The 17,591-nt window shown below is 65.4% G+C and carries 13 protein-coding genes; 8 read left to right on the forward strand and 5 right to left on the reverse strand.

Annotated elements, in window-relative coordinates; genetic code table 11:
* Positions 1–176: 176 nt before the first annotated feature.
* From hisG to hisS, 3 genes are read right to left on the reverse strand one after another with little or no spacing between them, the layout of a single operon-like run.
* Positions 177–866 carry an ATP phosphoribosyltransferase gene (gene hisG / locus ACGYLQ_RS14650; protein ID WP_067624598.1) on the reverse strand — a complete coding sequence of 230 codons (690 nt, stop codon included), beginning with the start codon at positions 864–866 and terminating at the stop codon, positions 177–179.
* Positions 863–1,945: an ATP phosphoribosyltransferase regulatory subunit gene (locus tag ACGYLQ_RS14655; RefSeq protein ID WP_394443592.1), complete on the reverse strand. Its 1,083-nt coding sequence runs from the start codon at positions 1,943–1,945 to the stop codon at positions 863–865. The genes hisG and ACGYLQ_RS14655 overlap by 4 nt, the downstream gene beginning before the upstream one ends.
* The gene (gene hisS, locus ACGYLQ_RS14660) at positions 1,945–3,441 is read right to left on the reverse strand and encodes a histidine--tRNA ligase (RefSeq protein ID WP_394443593.1); all 1,497 of its coding nucleotides are present in this window, start codon (positions 3,439–3,441) and stop codon (positions 1,945–1,947) included. The genes ACGYLQ_RS14655 and hisS overlap by 1 nt, the downstream gene beginning before the upstream one ends.
* A gap of 178 nt (positions 3,442–3,619) precedes the next feature.
* On the opposite strand from hisS, the gene ACGYLQ_RS14665 reads away from it, so the two are divergent.
* Positions 3,620–3,814, forward strand: a complete 195-nt coding sequence (locus tag ACGYLQ_RS14665; protein WP_394443635.1) for a SlyX family protein — start codon at positions 3,620–3,622, stop codon at positions 3,812–3,814.
* 20 nt (positions 3,815–3,834) lie between these two features.
* Here ACGYLQ_RS14665 and ACGYLQ_RS14670 read toward each other — a convergent pair whose 3' ends face one another.
* Positions 3,835–4,401 carry a hypothetical protein gene (locus tag ACGYLQ_RS14670; RefSeq protein WP_394443594.1) on the reverse strand — a complete coding sequence of 189 codons (567 nt, stop codon included), beginning with the start codon at positions 4,399–4,401 and terminating at the stop codon, positions 3,835–3,837.
* A 96-nt stretch (positions 4,402–4,497) separates the two neighbouring features.
* Positions 4,498–8,034, reverse strand: coding sequence for a DNA polymerase III subunit alpha (gene dnaE / locus ACGYLQ_RS14675; RefSeq protein ID WP_394443595.1), 3,537 nt, complete (start codon positions 8,032–8,034; stop codon positions 4,498–4,500).
* Between the two features lie 199 nt (positions 8,035–8,233).
* On the opposite strand from dnaE, the gene xdhA reads away from it, so the two are divergent.
* The 7 genes from xdhA to ACGYLQ_RS14710 all read left to right on the forward strand — a co-directional run bounded on the left by xdhA (position 8,234) and on the right by ACGYLQ_RS14710 (position 17,492).
* Positions 8,234–9,625, forward strand: a complete 1,392-nt coding sequence (xdhA, locus tag ACGYLQ_RS14680) for a xanthine dehydrogenase small subunit (protein ID WP_394443596.1) — start codon at positions 8,234–8,236, stop codon at positions 9,623–9,625.
* Positions 9,622–12,036 carry a xanthine dehydrogenase molybdopterin binding subunit gene (gene xdhB / locus ACGYLQ_RS14685; RefSeq protein ID WP_394443597.1) on the forward strand — a complete coding sequence of 805 codons (2,415 nt, stop codon included), beginning with the start codon at positions 9,622–9,624 and terminating at the stop codon, positions 12,034–12,036. The genes xdhA and xdhB overlap by 4 nt, the downstream gene beginning before the upstream one ends.
* Positions 12,033–12,788 carry a xanthine dehydrogenase accessory protein XdhC gene (gene xdhC, locus ACGYLQ_RS14690; RefSeq protein WP_394443598.1) on the forward strand — a complete coding sequence of 252 codons (756 nt, stop codon included), beginning with the start codon at positions 12,033–12,035 and terminating at the stop codon, positions 12,786–12,788. The genes xdhB and xdhC overlap by 4 nt, the downstream gene beginning before the upstream one ends.
* Positions 12,785–14,302 carry an ABC transporter ATP-binding protein gene (locus ACGYLQ_RS14695; protein WP_394443599.1) on the forward strand — a complete coding sequence of 506 codons (1,518 nt, stop codon included), beginning with the start codon at positions 12,785–12,787 and terminating at the stop codon, positions 14,300–14,302. Before xdhC ends, ACGYLQ_RS14695 begins: the two co-directional genes overlap by 4 nt.
* A gap of 42 nt (positions 14,303–14,344) precedes the next feature.
* Positions 14,345–15,427, forward strand: a complete 1,083-nt coding sequence (locus tag ACGYLQ_RS14700) for an ABC transporter permease (protein ID WP_209217190.1) — start codon at positions 14,345–14,347, stop codon at positions 15,425–15,427.
* Entirely contained in the window at positions 15,427–16,347 is a 921-nt protein-coding gene (locus ACGYLQ_RS14705) for an ABC transporter permease (RefSeq protein WP_394443600.1), read from the forward strand. The genes ACGYLQ_RS14700 and ACGYLQ_RS14705 overlap by 1 nt, the downstream gene beginning before the upstream one ends.
* Before the next feature lie 71 nt (positions 16,348–16,418).
* Positions 16,419–17,492, forward strand: a complete 1,074-nt coding sequence (locus ACGYLQ_RS14710) for a BMP family ABC transporter substrate-binding protein (protein ID WP_394443601.1) — start codon at positions 16,419–16,421, stop codon at positions 17,490–17,492.
* Positions 17,493–17,591: the final 99 nt, after the last annotated feature.

The raw sequence follows: 17,591 nt of genomic DNA on the forward strand, positions 1-17,591 counted from the left end.
CTGCCCCTTTTGGCGGTGCTTGTGGTATCGGCCTGTTGACCCTTTCACCCTATCCGAAGCGCGGCATCTCGCAAGTCTTTCGATAAGACGCGCGGCAAAGCGCCCCCGCGCCGGAGCGGCTCGGAAGGTGCAATGCTATGGAAGGGAAGGGAAAACCCCGTGGCTGTGACGCTACGTCAGGTCAGCTGTGCGATCAGGGTTTTCAGCGCTTTGCGGCTGTGATCCTCAAGGGGCGCCATGCGCGAGCGCCAAAGCGTTGCCTGCGATTGCAGGATCAGCCCGTCACTGAGGATCTTCAGGTGATTGGCGCGCAAAGTCTCCCCGCTGGAGGTGATATCGGCAATCGCCTCGGCGGTCTCGTTCAGCACTGTGCCCTCGGTCGCGCCTTGGCTGTCGACCAGCGCATAATCGGCCACGCCGTGGGTGCGCAGGAACTCCCGCACCAGCCGGTGATACTTGGTGGCGATGCGCAGGCGGAAGCCATGTTCGGCGCGGAAGGCGGCGGCGGCGGCATCCAGATCATCCAGCGTGTCGACATCGACCCAAGCCTGCGGCACGGCGATGATCAGATCGGCATGGCCGAAGTTCAACTCTTCCAGCGGCTCGACCAGTTGATCCCAAAGCGCCAGCTTCTCTTGCACCAGATCGGTGCCAGTCACGCCAAGGTGGATCCGCCCTGCCGAGAGTTCGCGCGGGATTTCACCCGCCGAAAGCAGCACGAGCGAGACATCCTCGATCCCCTCGACCTTGCCCGCATATTCGCGGTCGGACCCGGTGCGTTGCAGGCTGACGCCGCGGGCGCCGAACCATTCAAAGGTCTTCTCCATCAGCCGCCCCTTGGACGGCACACCCAGTTTCAGCGTCATTGCCCGGCCTCCAGTTCCAGCATCAGGCCGGGGCGCATCACACCGCCCACCGCCGGGATTTCATCGCCCTGCCCCAGCCGCCGGGTCAGCGCATCATAGCGCCCGCCAGAGGCGATGCTGGGCAGATCGGGCCGCGAAGCGGCGCGGAAGGCAAAGACGAAACCGTCGTAATATTCCATCGAAGACCGGCCATGGCTGGCCTCAAAGAGCAGCGCGTCGGTGTCGATCCCGCGGGCGCGCATCGCATCGGCGCGGGCCGCGACACGGGCCACGGCATCGCCGATGGCGGGCATGTCGACGGCCAGATCGCGCAGGCGGCTCAGCGCGTTGGGCAGGGTTTCCCGCACCTCCAACAGCGCCTCGAAAAGATCGACCTGCTGCGCAGAGATCGGCGGAGTCTGCGCATCCTCGCGCAGGGCCGCGACGCGGGCTTCGATCTCGGCGCGGGATCGCAGCCCCACCATCGGCGCGTCGCATGTCACCTCGGCCTCGGCCAGCAGCGCCTTGCGCCCCGCGGGCACCGGGCTGCGCCCGGCATAACGGTCAAGCAGCGCGCGAAAACGGCGCGGGCGCCAGATGTGACGCATCAACGCCTGTTTGCGCGCAAGCGATGTGCCCAAGCCCTGCACCGCCGCCATCAGCACGCCGATGTCGCCGGTCACCGGGCGTACCGGCAGCCCTTGCATCGCTTCGGCGATCAGAGCGAAAACCTCGGCATCCGCCGCCGCCGGATCGGCGCGGTCGAAAACCTCGAAACCCACCTGAATGTATTCGTTGGCGCGGTTCGGGTCGTGTTCCTGACGGCGGAAAACCTCGCCTGAATAGGTGTAGCGCGCAGGCTCGGCCCCATGGGCCATATGCATCTGCACCACGGGCACGGTGAAATCGGGGCGCAGCATCTGCTCCCCGCGCAGCGCGTCCGAGGTGACATAGGCGCGCGCACGGATATCCTCGCCATAAAGGTCCAGTAGCGTGTCCGCCGGTTGCAAAATCGGCGGCTCGACCAGAACGGCGCCCTGCCCCTCGAAAATCGCGCGCAGGGAGGCCGCGCGCGCCAGCCTTTCGGAACGTGTGAGCATCAGCTTGTCCGATCCAGAATAGCGCGCACCGCTTTGATCAGATCGCCGCGCGGCACCTCATATTGGTTGGGGCGCTCTTTCCACTCGTCATGGCTGGCCTCTTGCGCCAGTTGCGCACCCAGCACCATGTCCTTGATCTGCACCACGCCGCGGTCCTTCTCGTCACCGCCTTCGATGACCACCACGGGGCTTTGCCGCTTGTCGGCGTATTTCATCTGGTTGCCGAAGTTCTTCGGATTGCCCAGATAAACCTCCCCCCGGATGCCCGCCTGCCGCAGCTCGGCCACCATGGCCTGATAATCGGCCATGCGGTCGCGGTCCATCACGGTGACGACGACGGGGCCTGTCGCTTCGGCCTCAAGCCGCCCTTTGGCGGCCAGCGCGGCGAGCAGACGGTCGACACCGATGGAGACGCCGGTCGCTGGCACTTCCTGCCCGGTGAAACGCTTCACCAGATCGTCATAGCGTCCGCCGCCGGCGACCGAGCCGAAGTTGCGCGCGCGGCCCTTCTCGTCTTTGATCTCGAAGGTCAGTTCGGCCTCGAAGACCGGGCCGGTGTAGTAGCCAAGGCCGCGCACGACCGAGGGGTCGATCTCCACCCGGTCGGGGCCATAGCCACCCGCTGCCAACAGGTCCGAGATAAGCTGAAGCTCATCCACGCCCTGCACGCCGACCTCGGAGCCTGCCACCAACTCGCGCAGCCGCGCCACCGTCTCGGCCCCGGTCTCGCGCTTGGCCTGCATGAAGCCCATCACGACTTCGGCCTGCGCCTCGCCCAGCCCGGCGCCCTTGGTGAAATCGCCACTGTCGTCCTTGCGGCCCTCACCCAGAAGCGCGCGCACGCCCTCCGGCCCCAGCCGGTCGAGCTTGTCGATGGCGCGCAGCACGATGCCGCGTTCGGCCTCCTTGTCGTCACCCGCAAGCCCGGCCACTTCGAGCACGCCGTTCAGCACCTTGCGGTTGTTCACCCGCACCACATAGTCGCCGCGTGCAATGCCCACTTCCTCAAGGCAGTCGGCCAGCATGGCGCAGATCTCCGCATCCGCGGCCACCGAGGGCGCGCCGACGGTATCGGCGTCGCATTGATAGAACTGCCGGAAGCGCCCCGGCCCGGGCTTCTCGTTGCGCCAGACCGGGCCCATGGCGTAGCGGCGGTAAGGCATCGGCAGGTCATTGCGGTGCTGGGCATAGACCCGCGCCAAGGGTGCGGTCAGGTCATAGCGCAGCGCGAGCCAATCACCGGGCTTATCGCCCTCGGCATCCTCCTGCCAAGCAAAGACGCCCTCGTTCGGGCGGTCCACATCGGGCAGGAACTTGCCAAGCGCCTCGACCGTCTCAACGCCCGAGCTTTCCAGCGCGTCGAACCCGTAGCGGTGATAGACTGCGGCGATCTTGTTCAGCATCTCGGCCCGATGGGTCACCTCGGTCCCGAAATAATCGCGGAACCCTTTCGGGGTTTGCGCCTTGGGACGGGGGGTTTTCTTGGGCTTTGCCATGGCAAGGATCCTCGGTGCATCAATTGGCCTCGCGTCTAGCCCAAGCCCCCCGCAAGAGCAAGCAACGCGGCATCCCGCCCCTGTCCCGTGCCGCCGGTCCGTGCTAGATCGCGCAAAAAGGATGCGTGCCATGACTGACCAAAGCCCTGATCACACCCCAGACCAAACAGCCGAGCATATCAGCCGCCTTGAAGAGCAGATCGCCCATCTGACCCGCGCGGTCGACGATATGTCAGAGATTGTCACCCGTCAGGAGGCCGAGATCGTCACCCTGAACCGCCGCGTCCATATGCTGATGCAGCGCGAAGGAGAGCGGGACGCCTCGGGCGGTGGCGCGGTGCTCTTGGGCAATGAGCGCCCCCCGCATTACTGAGCGGCAGCGCCGCGCACCCGTCAATTGGCTGATTTCATTGCCACGGCGGCGACGGCCCCGTCATGCACCAGCACTTCGGACCAGCGCGCGGTCTGGCCCAAACGCTCATAGGCGCTGACGAAAAAGGTGGTCTTGTCCAGCTTGCCGATCTGCCGCCCGCAGGGTTTCCCGCGTCCCGCACCGCAGACGCGGGCCTTGATCGTCTCATAGGCCGCGTCGGTCTCGGCTGTGGGCAGGTTCTCTCCCCCCGGGCCGTAGTGCAGTTGTTCATAGACCGAAGGTTTGCCGAACAGCACATTGGCCGCCGTCAACTGACGCGCGCAATCGTCCGCAAAGCCGGTAATGTAGAAACTGCGCGCCCCGGCGCTGCCGGGCTGCGAATCGAACAACCGGTAGCCCCGCGCCGCGGGTTCCTCGACCAGTTGCCCGAATTCGCTCAGATCCAGATCGCAGACACGGGCCACCTCGCCAAATGGCAGGACGGTGCCGAATGAAACTTCGGAGACTTGAGGGTTCGGCGCGGTGGGGGCCATGGCGCAGGCGGAGAGCAACGTCCCCACAATCAAAAGGCCGATGCGTCGTTTCATGCTCTGCTCCCCGTTGCTTGGCAGGCAGGTAGCGCAGCCACCCGCCGCCGTCCACTGGATGTGGCAACGCGGGAGGCCGCCGAGGCGGCGCGGAGGTCAGATTTCCTCGACCTCCATCACCCCGTCGAGCGAGCGGATCGCGCCCTTGATCTGCGGTGTCACCGGGAATTCGCGCCCCAGATCAACCTCGACCTCACCGGGCAGGCTTGGGTCCATCAGGCAGAATTGCACCGGCCCCTTGCCTGCTGCCTTCACCGCCTGCCGCGCCCCGTCAAGCACATCGGCCACCGATTGGATCGCCCCCGGCCCGTCGATGAAGACCCGCAGCCCCATGCTGCCCGCATCCGCCACCGCCGCGTCGATCGGCCCGATGCCGCGGGCCAAGAGCTTCAACTGGTCGCTTTCCATCGTGGCCTCCACGGTGACGACGACCTTGGAGCCGACCTCCAGATGATCGCGCGAGGCTTCGAGCACGTCGGAGAAGATCGTCACCTCGTAGCCGCCCGTGGGGTCGGAGAGTTGCGCAAAGGCAAAGCGGTTGCCCCGCGCCGACTTGCGCTCCTGACGGCCCGCCACCACGCCCGCAAGTCGCGCGTTCATCGCGCCGCGGGTCGAGACCTTTTCATTGAGCTCATCAAGCGTGAGGAAGGGCAGACCAGTCTCCCGCGCCCATTTGCGTTTCAGGGGCGGCATGTAGTCGTCCAGCGGATGGCCCGAGAGGTAGAAGCCCACGGCCTTGAACTCCTCGGCCAGCCGTTCGGCAGACTGCCAGTCGTCGCAGGGCAGCATCCGCGGCTCGGGCAGGTCGTCGCCCGCCTCCCCGAAGAGCGAGACCTGATTGCTGGCCTTCTGTTCGTGAATCGCCGCCGAATAGCTCACCAACCCGTCGAGCGATTGGAACACCCGCCGCCGGTTGCTGTCGAGCTGGTCGAACGCGCCCGAGCGCACCAGCATTTCCAAGGGACGTTTGCCCACACGTTTCAGGTCCACCCGACGGGCGAGGTCAAAGAGCGTAGCAAAGGGCTTGTCCACACCATCCACCTTGCGCCCCTCGGTCACCAGCCGCATTGCCTCCAGCCCGACGTTCTTCAGCGCGCCCAGCGCATAGACCAGCGCGCCGTCGACCACCTTGAAGGTCGCATCCGAGCGGTTCACGCAGGGCGGCACCCAGGGCAGTTCAAGATGCTTGCGCACCTCCTCGAAATAGATCGCCAGCTTGTCGGTGAGGTGGATATCGCAGTTCATGACCCCGGCCATGAACTCGACGGGGTGGTTCGCCTTTAGCCATGCGGTCTGGTAGCTGACCACCGCATAGGCCGCGGCGTGGGACTTGTTGAAGCCGTAGTTGGCGAATTTTTCCAGAAGGTCGAAGACCTCCGCCGCTTTTTTCTTGTCGACGCCATTGGCCATCGCGCCCTTTTCGAACTTGGGGCGTTCCTTGGCCATCTCCTCGGCGATCTTTTTACCCATGGCGCGGCGCAACAGGTCCGCACCGCCGAGCGAATAGCCCGCCATGACCTGCGCGATCTGCATCACCTGTTCCTGGTAAACGATGATGCCTTGGGTCTCTTCGAGGATGTAGTCGATGCTGGGATGCACCGATTCCAACTCGCGCTTGCCGTTCTTGACCTCGCAATAGACCGGGATGTTCTCCATCGGGCCGGGGCGGTAAAGCGCCACAAGGGCGACGATGTCCTCGATGCAGGTCGGTTTCATGCGCTTGAGCGCATCCATCATGCCGCTCGATTCCACCTGAAAGACCGCGACGGTCTTAGCGCTGGAATAAAGGTCGTAGGTCGCCTTGTCGTCGAGCGGGATGGTGGCCACGTCATCGACATGGCCCTCGGGCGGTTCGTAGATCTGGCGCCCGTCCGCGGCGATATGCAGATGCCGCCCGCCCGCCTTGATCTGGTCGAGCGCGTTTTGAATGACAGTCAGGGTCTTCAGACCCAGAAAGTCGAACTTCACCAGCCCGGCCTGTTCGACCCATTTCATGTTGAACTGCGTTGCCGGCATGTCCGAGCGCGGGTCTTGGTAGAGCGGCACCAAATGATCCAGCGGTCGGTCGCCGATCACCACGCCCGCGGCGTGGGTTGAGGCGTTGCGCAAAAGCCCCTCGACCTGCTGGCCGTAGGTCAGCAGCCGGTCGACGACCTCCTCGTTCTTGGCCTCCTCGCGCAGGCGCGGCTCATCCGCCAGCGCTTTCTCGATGGAGACGGGTTTCACCCCCTCCACCGGGATCATCTTCGAGAGGCGATCCACCTGCCCGTAGGGCATCTGCAGCACGCGCCCGATGTCGCGCACCGCCGCCTTAGACAGAAGCGCACCGAAGGTGATGATCTGCCCCACCTTGTCGCGGCCGTATTTCTCCTGCACGTAGCGGATCACCTCCTCGCGGCGGTCCATGCAGAAGTCGATGTCGAAGTCGGGCATGGAGACCCGCTCGGGGTTGAGGAAACGCTCGAACAGCAGCGAGTAGCGCAGCGGGTCGAGGTCGGTGATGGTCAGCGCATAGGCCACCAGCGAACCCGCACCGGAGCCCCGCCCCGGCCCGACCGGGATGTCGTTGTCCTTGGCCCATTGGATGAAGTCGGCAACGATCAGGAAGTAGCCCGGGAACCCCATCCCCTCGATGATGCCCAGTTCGAAATCGAGCCGTTTTTGGTATTCCTCCACGCTCACCGCGTGGGGGATCACCGCCAGACGGGCCTGCAGCCCTTCATTGGCCATGCGGCGCAGCTCGGCGACCTCGTCGTCGGCGAACTTGGGCAGGATCGGATCGCGGCGATAGGCCATAAAGGCGCAGCGCTTGGCGATCTCGACGGTATTGCTCAGCGCCTCGGGCAGGTCGGCAAAGAGGGTCGCCATCTCGGCTTGGGACTTGAAGTAATGCTGCGCGGTCAGACGGCGGCGCGGCTGGCTCTGGTCGACATAGGCGCCTTCGGCGATGCAGATCAGCGCGTCATGGGCCTCGTACATGTCGGGCTTGGGGAAATAGACGTCATTGGTCGCCACCAGCGGGATGTCCATGGCATAGGCCATCTCGACAAAGCCGCGCTCGGTCAGCCGCTCGGCCTCGGGCTGGCCGCCGTCTTCCGGGTGACGCTGCAACTCGACGTAGAGCCGGTCGCCGAATGCCTTGTGCAGCCGCGCCATAAGCGCTTCCGCCGCCGGGCGCTGGCCGCCTTGCAACAGCATCCCCACCGGCCCCGAAGGACCGCCGGTGAGACAGATAAGATCGGCACTCAGCGCCTCGAGTTCCGCCAGCGTTACCTCCGCCGCCGCCCCGCCCTTGTCGAGATAGAGGCAGGAGTTCAGCTTCATCAGGTTTTCGTAGCCCAATTCGCTCTGCGCCAGCAGCACCACCGGCGCGGGCGGGCGTTGTTTCTCGCCCGGCTGCACCTCGACATAGGCCACGTCGACCTGACAGCCGATGATCGGCTGCACGCCCGCCCCCGCCATAGCGACGGAGAACTCGAGTGCTGCGAACATGTTGTTGGTATCGGTCAGCGCCAGCGCGGGCATTTCCGCGTCACGGCACATGCCGGGCAGCTTTTTCAGCCGCAGCGCGCCCTCCAGCAGGGAATACTCGGAGTGGCTGCGCAGGTGAATGAATCGGGGAGCATCTGACATGGGCGCAAACTATGCCAGCCGCCTGCCCGGCACCAGCGCCGGATGCCGCGCGCGCGCATTTTTCGCCCAAGGTATTTTTTCTTGCCAAAACGCCCCCCGCCCCGCTAGCCTGACCTCTACCTCGCCCGCGCCCGGTTCTACGCCGCATCGAACCCGCGCATGTTTACGGGCCACTTTGTACCGCGGCGGATGAGAACCAATGGACATCACTTTTCTTCTCAATGGAGAAGTCGTGTCACTCTCCAACGTGTCCCCGACCACCACCTTGCTTGACTGGCTGCGCGAAGAGCGTGGCCTGACGGGGACGAAAGAGGGCTGTAACGAGGGCGATTGCGGGGCCTGTTCGGTCATGATCAGTGATGAGAGCGGGCACCGCGCGCTCAATGGCTGTATCCTGTTCCTGCCCCAGATCAACGGCAAGGCCGTCACCACGGTCGAAGGCATGGCGGGCGCCGACGGCACCCTGCACCCGGTGCAGGAGACCATGGTCGAACATCACGGCAGCCAATGCGGTTTCTGCACCCCGGGCTTCGTGGTCTCGATGGCCACAGCGCATCTCAACGGCGCCCGGGACCACGACGTGCAGCTTGCCGGCAACCTCTGCCGCTGTACCGGCTACGCGCCGATCATCCGCGCCGCCGAAGCCGCGGCGGACAAGCCCGTGCCAGAGCATCTGCTGGGCCTCAAATCGAAGCTCGCGCAGGACATCCCCGCCCCTGCCAAGGCCGAGGGCGCGCCGCATGTGCAGCCCGAGAGCAGCGATGAGCTGGCCGCGTGGTACCTCGACCACCCCGACGCGACGCTGATCGCCGGGGCGACGGACGTGGGGCTCTGGGTCACCAAGGGCTTCCGCGATCTGGGCGCCGTGGCCTTCCTTAACCGCTGCGCCGATCTGCGCGGCATTACCGAGGATGAGACCGGTCTGCGCATCGGGGCCATGACCACGCTGACCGAAGTCGAGGCAAAGCTCTCCCCCCTCTTCCCCAGCTTGGGCGTGATGCTGCGCCGCTACGGCTCGACGCAGGTGCGCAACGCGGCGACATTGGGCGGCAACATCGCCAATGGCTCGCCCATCGGTGACGGCCCGCCCGCGCTGATCGCGCTCGGTGCCACGCTGCACCTGCGCCGTGGCGATGCGCGGCGCGAACTGCCGCTGGAGGATTTCTTCCTCGACTACGGCAAGCAGGACCGCGCGCCGGGCGAATTTGTCGAGGCGATCACCGTGCCGCGCCAGCACGACACGCTGCGCTGCTACAAGCTGTCGAAGCGTTTCGATCAGGACATCTCTGCGGTTTGCGGCTGCATCTCGATCACCGGCAACAGTTCTGAAATCCTCACCGCCCGCGTGGCCTTCGGCGGCATGGCCGCCACCCCGAAACGCGCCGCCGCGGCGGAGGCCGCCCTCGTCGGCCAGCCGTGGAACGAAGAGACCATCCGCAAGGCGATGGAGGCGATGGCGCAGGACTTCACCCCGCTGTCGGACATGCGCGCCTCGGCCGCCTACCGGATGCAGGCGGCGCAGAACATGCTGCTACGCTATTTCCACGACGCCAATGGCACCCCCACCAATCTGCTGGAGGTCTTGGCATGAGCGTTGCAAAGCCCCTTCCCCATGACGCCGCGAAGCTGCATGTCACCGGCGCCGCGCGCTATGTCGACGACATCCCCACCCCGCGCGGCACGCTGCATCTGGCCTTTGGCCTCAGCCCCGTCGCGGCGGGTGCGTTGACCGGTCTGGACCTCTCCGCCGTGCGCGAGGCTCCCGGCGTCGTCGCGGTGCTGACCGCCGATGACCTCGCGCATGATTGCGACACCTCGCCCTCGAACCATGACGAGCCGCTTCTGGCGACCGATCAGGTGCATTACGCGGGCCAGCCGCTTTATCTGGTGGTGGCCACCAGCCACCTCGCCGCGCGCCGGGCGGCCCAGTTGGGCAAGCCGCAGATCACCCCGCGCGATCCGATCCTGACGGTGGAACAGGCGCTCGACGCCAACAGCCGTTTCGAGGATGGCCCCCGCATCTATCAGAAGGGCGATGCCGAAACCGCGCTGTCAAAAGCCAGCCGTCGCCTCGCGGGCCAGATCGAGATGGGCGGGCAGGAGCATTTCTACCTCGAGGGTCAAGCCGCCATGGCGCTGCCGCAAGACAATGGCGACATGCTGGTGCATTCCTCGACCCAGCACCCGACCGAGATTCAGCATAAAGTCGCCCATGCCATTGGCCGCCCCATGCACGCCGTGCGGGTCGAGACCCGGCGCATGGGCGGCGGTTTCGGCGGCAAGGAAAGCCAAGGCAACGCGCTGGCCATCGCCTGTTCCGTGGCGGCATCGCTGACCGGCAAGCCCTGTAAGATGCGCTATGACCGCGACGACGACATGATCGTCACCGGCAAGCGGCACGACTTCCGCGTCGCGTATGACGTGGGCTTCGATGACGATGGCCGCATCACCGCACTGGACGTGACCCATTACACCCGCTGCGGCTGGTCGATGGACCTGTCGCTGCCCGTGGCCGACCGCGCCATGCTGCATGCCGACAACGCCTATCATCTGCGCGACGTGCGGATCACCTCGCACCGTTTGCGGACCAATACCGCCAGCGCCACGGCCTTTCGCGGCTTCGGCGGGCCGCAGGGGATCGTCGGCATCGAACGGGTAATGGACCATATCGCCCATGAGCTGGGCCTCGATCCGCTCGCCGTGCGCCGGGCGAATTACTACAGCGACAACGCCCACCGCCCGACCGAGGTGGAAAACACCGGCACCGCGATCGACAACCGCACCCCGCCGGATGCGGAGGCCGATCTATCATCACGCGGCGCGCCCCCTGCGCCCGGCGCGCAACCGTCGATCCCGGCCACCCCCTCGGACGTGCAGACCACGCCCTACCAGCAGCCGGTGACCGACTGCATCGTTAACGCGCTGACCGACCGGCTGGTCGAGAGCTGCGATTACGAGGCGCGCCGCGCCGCCATCGCCGCGTGGAACGCGCAAAGCCCGCTAATGAAACGCGGTATAGCGATCACCCCGGTGAAATTCGGCATCTCCTTCACGCTCACCCACCTCAATCAGGCGGGCGCGCTGGTGCATGTCTATCAAGACGGCTCGATCCACCTGAACCACGGCGGCACCGAGATGGGCCAAGGGCTGTTCCAGAAGGTGGCGCAGGTCGCGGCCTCGCGCTTCGGCGTCTCGCCCGAACTGGTCAAGATCACCGCCACCGACACCGCCAAGGTGCCCAACACCTCGGCCACCGCAGCCTCTTCGGGCTCGGACCTCAACGGCATGGCGGCGCAGAACGCCTGCGACACCATCCGCGACCGCATGGCCGCGCATCTGGCCGAGCGTTACCAGACCACCCCCGATCAGGTGGTATTCGCCGACGGCATGGTGCGCATCGGCGGAGAGGAGATTACCATCGCCGCCGCCGCCGCTTCGGCCTATGAGAACCGCGTGAGCCTTTCCGCCACCGGCTACTACAAGACGCCCGAGATCGAATGGGACCGGATCGCCGGGCGCGGGCGGCCGTTCTACTACTTCGCCTATGGCGCGGCCTGCACCGAGGTGGTGATCGACACGCTGACCGGCGAGAACCGCATCCTGCGCACCGACATCCTGCATGACACCGGCGCCTCGCTGAACCCTGCGCTCGACATCGGCCAGATCGAGGGCGGCTACGTGCAGGGCGCGGGCTGGCTGACAACAGAGGAACTGGTCTGGGACGAGAGTGGCACCCTGCGCACCCATGCGCCCTCGACCTACAAGATCCCCGCCTGTTCGGACCGCCCCCCGGTTTTCAACGTGGCGCTTTGGGACCAGCCGAACCCGGCGCAGACGGTCTACCGCTCCAAGGCCGTGGGCGAGCCGCCCTTCATGCTGGGCATCTCGGTCTTCATGGCGCTGTCGGATGCGGTGGCGGCCTGTGGCCCGCATTACGGCGACCTGCAGGCCCCGGCCACCGCCGAGGCCGTGCTCGCCGCCGTTGGACGGGCGCGGAAATGACCGCGATCTTCGTCGAGGTCACCGCCACGCGCGGCTCGGCCCCGCGGGATGCGGGCACGGCGATGAAGGTCACGCCTGATGCAATCGCGGGCACCATCGGCGGCGGCGCGCTGGAGCATCAGGCCATCGCGCACGCCCGCCAGATGCTGGCCGAAGGCCGGTGCGATGACAGCCAGACCCTGCCGCTCGGCCCCGGTCTGGGCCAGTGCTGCGGCGGCGCGGTGAGCCTGCGCTACACCACGACGCCGCGCCCGCTGGACGCGGCCACCCCCCTGCCCCTGCCGGATGTACACAGCGACGTGCCGCTCTGGCTCTGGGGCGCGGGGCATGTGGGCCGGGCGGTGGTGGCCGCCTGCCCGCCCCGGGCCTTCGATCTGACATGGATCGACAGCGCCCGCGACCGCTTCCCCGACGACATCCCGCCCCATGTCACCGTCACCCCCGCCGCCGATATGCCGCGGCTGGCCGCCCATGCGCCGCGCGAGGCGCATCACCTGATCTTCACCTATTCCCATGACATCGACCTCGCACTCTGTGCCGCGCTGCTCAATCGCGGGGCTGCGAGCGTCGGGCTGATCGGCTCTGACACAAAAAAGTCACGGTTTTCCCGCCGCTTGCGTGACATGGGGTTGGATCCCTCTGGCATCACCTGTCCAATTGGCGATAAATCGCTGGGCAAGCTGCCTGCGCAAATTGCCCATGGCGCGCTGATCGCCCTCATCGCCCGGACCCAGACAAAGGTTTCCGCATGACTGATTCACTTCTCGACCTCACCGGGTTGACCAAGGCCTACCCCGGCGTCGTCGCGAACGATGACGTTTCCCTGCGGATCGCACCGGGCGAGGTTCACGCCCTGCTGGGCGAGAACGGCGCGGGCAAATCCACTTTGGTTAAAATGATCTACGGGCTGGTCAAACCAGACGCGGGCCAGATGCTGATGCGGGGCGAGAGCTTTGCCCCCACCGACCCGCACGCCGCACGGCAGGCGGGTGTGGGCATGGTGTTTCAACATTTCTCGCTTTTCGACGCGCTCAGCGTGGCGGAAAACATCGCGCTTGGCATGGAAAACCCGCCGCGGATGCGCGAGCTTAGCCAACAGATCCGCGATGTATCGGACACCTATGGCCTGCCGCTTGCGCCGGACCGCACCGTCGGCGACCTCTCAGCGGGGGAGCGTCAGCGGGTTGAGATCATCCGCTGCCTGCTGCAAGAGCCGAAACTGCTGATCATGGACGAGCCGACCTCGGTCCTGACGCCGCAAGAGGTTGAAATCCTTTTCAAAACCCTGCGCAAACTCAGCGCCGAAGGCACCGCGATCCTCTATATCTCGCACAAGCTCGAAGAAATCCGCAGCCTGTGCGACAGCGCCACGATCCTGCGCTTGGGCAAGGTCGTCGGCCATTGCACCCCGCGTGAGACGTCGGCCCGCGACATGGCCGAGATGATGGTGGGCTCCGCGCTGAAAACGCCGACCCGCGACAGCAAGGAACCGGGCGAAGTGGCGCTGACGCTGAACAACCTCTCGGCCCGGTCGGCCCATGCTTTCGGCATGCCGCTGCGCGATATTTCCGTCGAGGTGCGGCGCGGCGAGGTGCTGGGCATCGGCGGCGTCGCGGGCAACGGGCAGGACGAATTGCTCAACGCGCTCTCGGGCGAAACACTGGTCGGCGCGGGCATGATTACCTTTGACGGGCGCGACATTGGCCTGCTCGGCCCCACCGCCCGCCGCGCGCTTGGCGTGCTGACCGCCCCCGAAGAGCGGCTGGGCCATGCCGCCGTGCCGGACATGTCGCTGACGGAAAACGCCATGCTGACCGGGGCCGCCCGTGAGGGGCTGGAGCGCGGCGGCATGCTCGACTGGGGCAAGGCGCGCAGCTTTGCCGAGAAGATCATCAAGACCTTCGACGTGCGCACCCCCGGCCCCGCCAATGCCGCGCGTTCGCTTTCGGGCGGCAACCTGCAAAAATTTGTCATCGGGCGCGAGGTGCTGCAACGGCCCGAGCTGCTGGTCGTGAACCAGCCCACATGGGGGGTCGATGCCTCTGCCGCCGCCGCGATCCGGCAGGCGCTGCTCGATCTCGCCTCGGGCGGGACCGCGGTGATCGTCATCAGCCAAGACCTTGATGAGCTGATGGAGATTTCCGACAATTTCGCCGCCCTGAACGAAGGCCGCCTGTCGCCGTCCCGCCCCGCGCAGGGGCTGACCGTCGAAGAGATCGGCCTGATGATGGGCGGGGCACATGGTATGGAGGTCGCGCATGTCTAAGCCGAACCTCGCATCTTTCACTCTGACCATTGGGGGTGATCAGTGATCCGCCTTGAAAAGCGTCCGCAGCCCAGCCGGGCCCTCTCGCTGTCGACACCGATCATGGCGGTGCTGGCCACTTTCATCTTTGGCGGGCTTTTGTTCGCGGCCTTGGGCAAAGACCCGATCGAGGCGCTGCAAACGATCTTTTGGCAACCCCTGTTTGGCGACTACGCCTTTTACTACCGCCCCCAACTGCTGATCAAAGGCGCACCCTTGGTGCTGATCGCCATTGGCCTCAGCCTTGGGTTCAAAGCGGGCATCTGGAACATCGGGGCCGAGGGCCAGTATATCATGGGCGCCCTCTTTGGCGCGGGCGTGGGGCTGGCATTCTACCCGCTTGAGGCGTGGTATATCTTCCCGCTGATGGTCCTCGCCGGGGCGCTCGGCGGATGGCTCTGGGCGATGATCCCGGCCCTTCTCAAGGTGCGGTTTGGCACCAATGAAATCCTCGTCTCGCTGATGCTGGTCTATGTGGCGGAACAGTTCCTTGCCTCCATGTCACTCGGATTGCTGAAAAATCCCGAAGGCTACGGCTTTCCCGGCTCGCGCAACCTGCAACAATACGCCTCGGCTCATAACGCCGAACTCTTCGCAGGCTCTGGCATGCACTGGGGCGTGGTCGCAGCACTGATCGCGGTGATCTTTGCCTATGTCTTGCTGGCGCGGCACCGGCTTGGCTTTGCCATCCGCGTCACCGGAGAGGCCCCCCGCGCGGCGCGCTTTTCCGGCGTGAACCCGGCGCGGCTGGTGCTGTTTTGCCTCGGCACCTCTGGCCTGCTCGCCGGTCTTGCGGGCATGTTCGAGGTCGCTGGCCCCTCGGGTCAGGTGACCATCGACTTTAACGTGGGCTATGGCTTTACGGCGATCATCGTGGCCTTCCTTGGCCGGTTGCACCCGATTGGCATCCTGCTTGCTGGGGCGCTGATGGCACTGACCTATATCGGCGGGGACATCGCGCAGTCCAACCTCGGCCTGCCCGCCGCCGCCATTCAGGTGTTCCAAGGCATGCTCCTGTTCTTCCTGCTCGCGCTGGACGTTTTCACTCATTACCGGCTGCGCTTTGGCGCGGCGGAGGCTGCCTGATGGATCTTTCCGCAATCAACCCGCTCTTGTTCGTCGCAGGTTTCCTCGTGGCCGCGACGCCGCTGATCTTCGCCGCCATCGGCGAATTGGTGGTCGAGAAATCCGGCGTTCTGAACGTCGGCGTCGAAGGCATGATGATCACCGGCGCGATCTGCGGCTTTGCCACGGCGGTTGAGACCGGATCGCCGCTTTTGGGCTTCGCCGCCGCCGCTGTGGGCGGTGCCGTTCTCAGCCTGCTCTTCGCCTTCCTGACCCAAGTGGCGCTGGCCAATCAGGTCGCCTCGGGCCTGTCGCTCACGCTCTTCGGCCTCGGCCTCTCGGCCCTGATCGGGCAAAGCTACGTCGGGATCAAACCGCCACGTCTGGGTGACATCGACTTCGGCCCGCTGGCCGATATTCCCGTAATCGGGCCAATCCTCTTCACCCATGACATCATCCTCTACCTCGGCATCGCGCTGGTCGCCGGGGTTTGGGCGGTGCTGAAATTCACCCGCGCGGGTCTGATCCTGCGCGCGGTTGGCGAAAGCCACGACGCGGCCCATGCGCTCGGCTACAAGGTCAAGCGCATCCGCACTGCGGCAATCCTCTTTGGCGGCGCCTGCGCGGGCTTGGGCGGGGCTTACATTAGCCTCATTCGCGTGCCGCAATGGACCGAAGGCATGACCGCCGGCATCGGCTGGATCGCCCTTGCCCTTGTCGTCTTCGCCTCGTGGAAGCCGTGGCGTGCGCTTTTGGGTGCCTATCTTTTCGGCGGCATCACCCAGTTGCAGTTGAACTTGCAAGGCGCGGGCGTTGCCATTCCGGTAGAGTATCTGGCAATGTCGCCGTATATCATCACCATCATCGTTTTGGTGGTGCTGTCGGCGGACAAAAGCGCCGCGCCGGCCTCGCTGGGCCGTACCTTCCACGCCTCGAACTAGGGGCATCACGTCACGCGGCCCTGCGCCGCACATCAAGCCCCGGCAAGGGGCACGCAAACAGGGGAAACCTCATGAAACTATCCACCCTTATGACCAGCGCGGCCCTTGCGCTCGGCCTTGCTTCGGGCGCTGTGGCCCAAGACAAGACCAAGGTCGGCTTTGTCTTTGTCGGCCCCGTGGGCGACGGCGGCTGGACCTATGAGCATAACGAAGGCCGTTTGGCCGTCGAAGAAGAGTTCGGCGACAAGGTCGAAACCGTCTTCGTCGAAAGCGTCGCCGAGGGCCCCGATTCCGAACGTGTGATGACGCAGATGGCGCTCGATGGTGCCGATCTGATCTTCACCACCTCCTTTGGCTACATGGACCCCACCATCAATGTCGCCAAGAAATTCCCCGATGTGAAATTCGAGCACGCCACCGGCTACAAACGCGCCGACAACGTCTCGACCTATTCCGCGCGTTTCTACGAAGGCCGCGCCATTCAGGGCCACATCGCGGGCTCCATGACCGAGAGCAACATCATCGGCTACATCGGCTCCTTCCCGATCCCGGAAGTGATCCGCGGCATCAACTCCGCCTATATCCACGCCAAGAAGGTAAACCCCGACGTTCAGTTCAAAATCGTCTGGGCCTACACGTGGTTTGACCCGGCCAAGGAAGCCGACGCCGCCAAGGTGCTGATCGAACAGGGTGCCGACGTGGTGCTGCAACACACCGATTCCACAGCACCCCAAGCGGCTGCACAGGAAGCGGGCAACGTGATCACCTTTGGCCAAGCCTCCGACATGGCGCAATATGCCCCCAAGCCGCGCGTGTCTTCGATCATCGACAACTGGGCGCCCTACTACATCGACCGCGTCAAAGCGGTCATGGACGGCACATGGGAAAGCCAAGACACATGGGACGGCATCGGGCCGGGCATGGTCGGCATTGGTGAGATCACCGACGCCGTGCCCGCAGATGTGAAAGCCGAAGCGCTGGAACTGAAAGAGAAAATCGCATCGGGCGAGTACCACCCCTTCACCGGTCCGATCAACAAACAGGACGGTTCCGCATGGCTGGCCGAAGGCGAGACCGCAGATGACGGCACGCTGGCGGGCATGAACTTCTATGTCGAAGGCATCGAAGGCACCATTCCTGAGTAAGCCGAACCGGCTGACCGACGACAGGGGCGCACGGGCAACCGCGCGCCCCTTTTTCGTCGCCGCCCCGGTCGGGGCCCCATGCGTGCAATCCCCAAGCGC

Source organism: Sulfitobacter sp. 1A12779 (assembly GCF_043557315.1).
Classification (GTDB): domain Bacteria; phylum Pseudomonadota; class Alphaproteobacteria; order Rhodobacterales; family Rhodobacteraceae; genus Sulfitobacter; species Sulfitobacter faviae.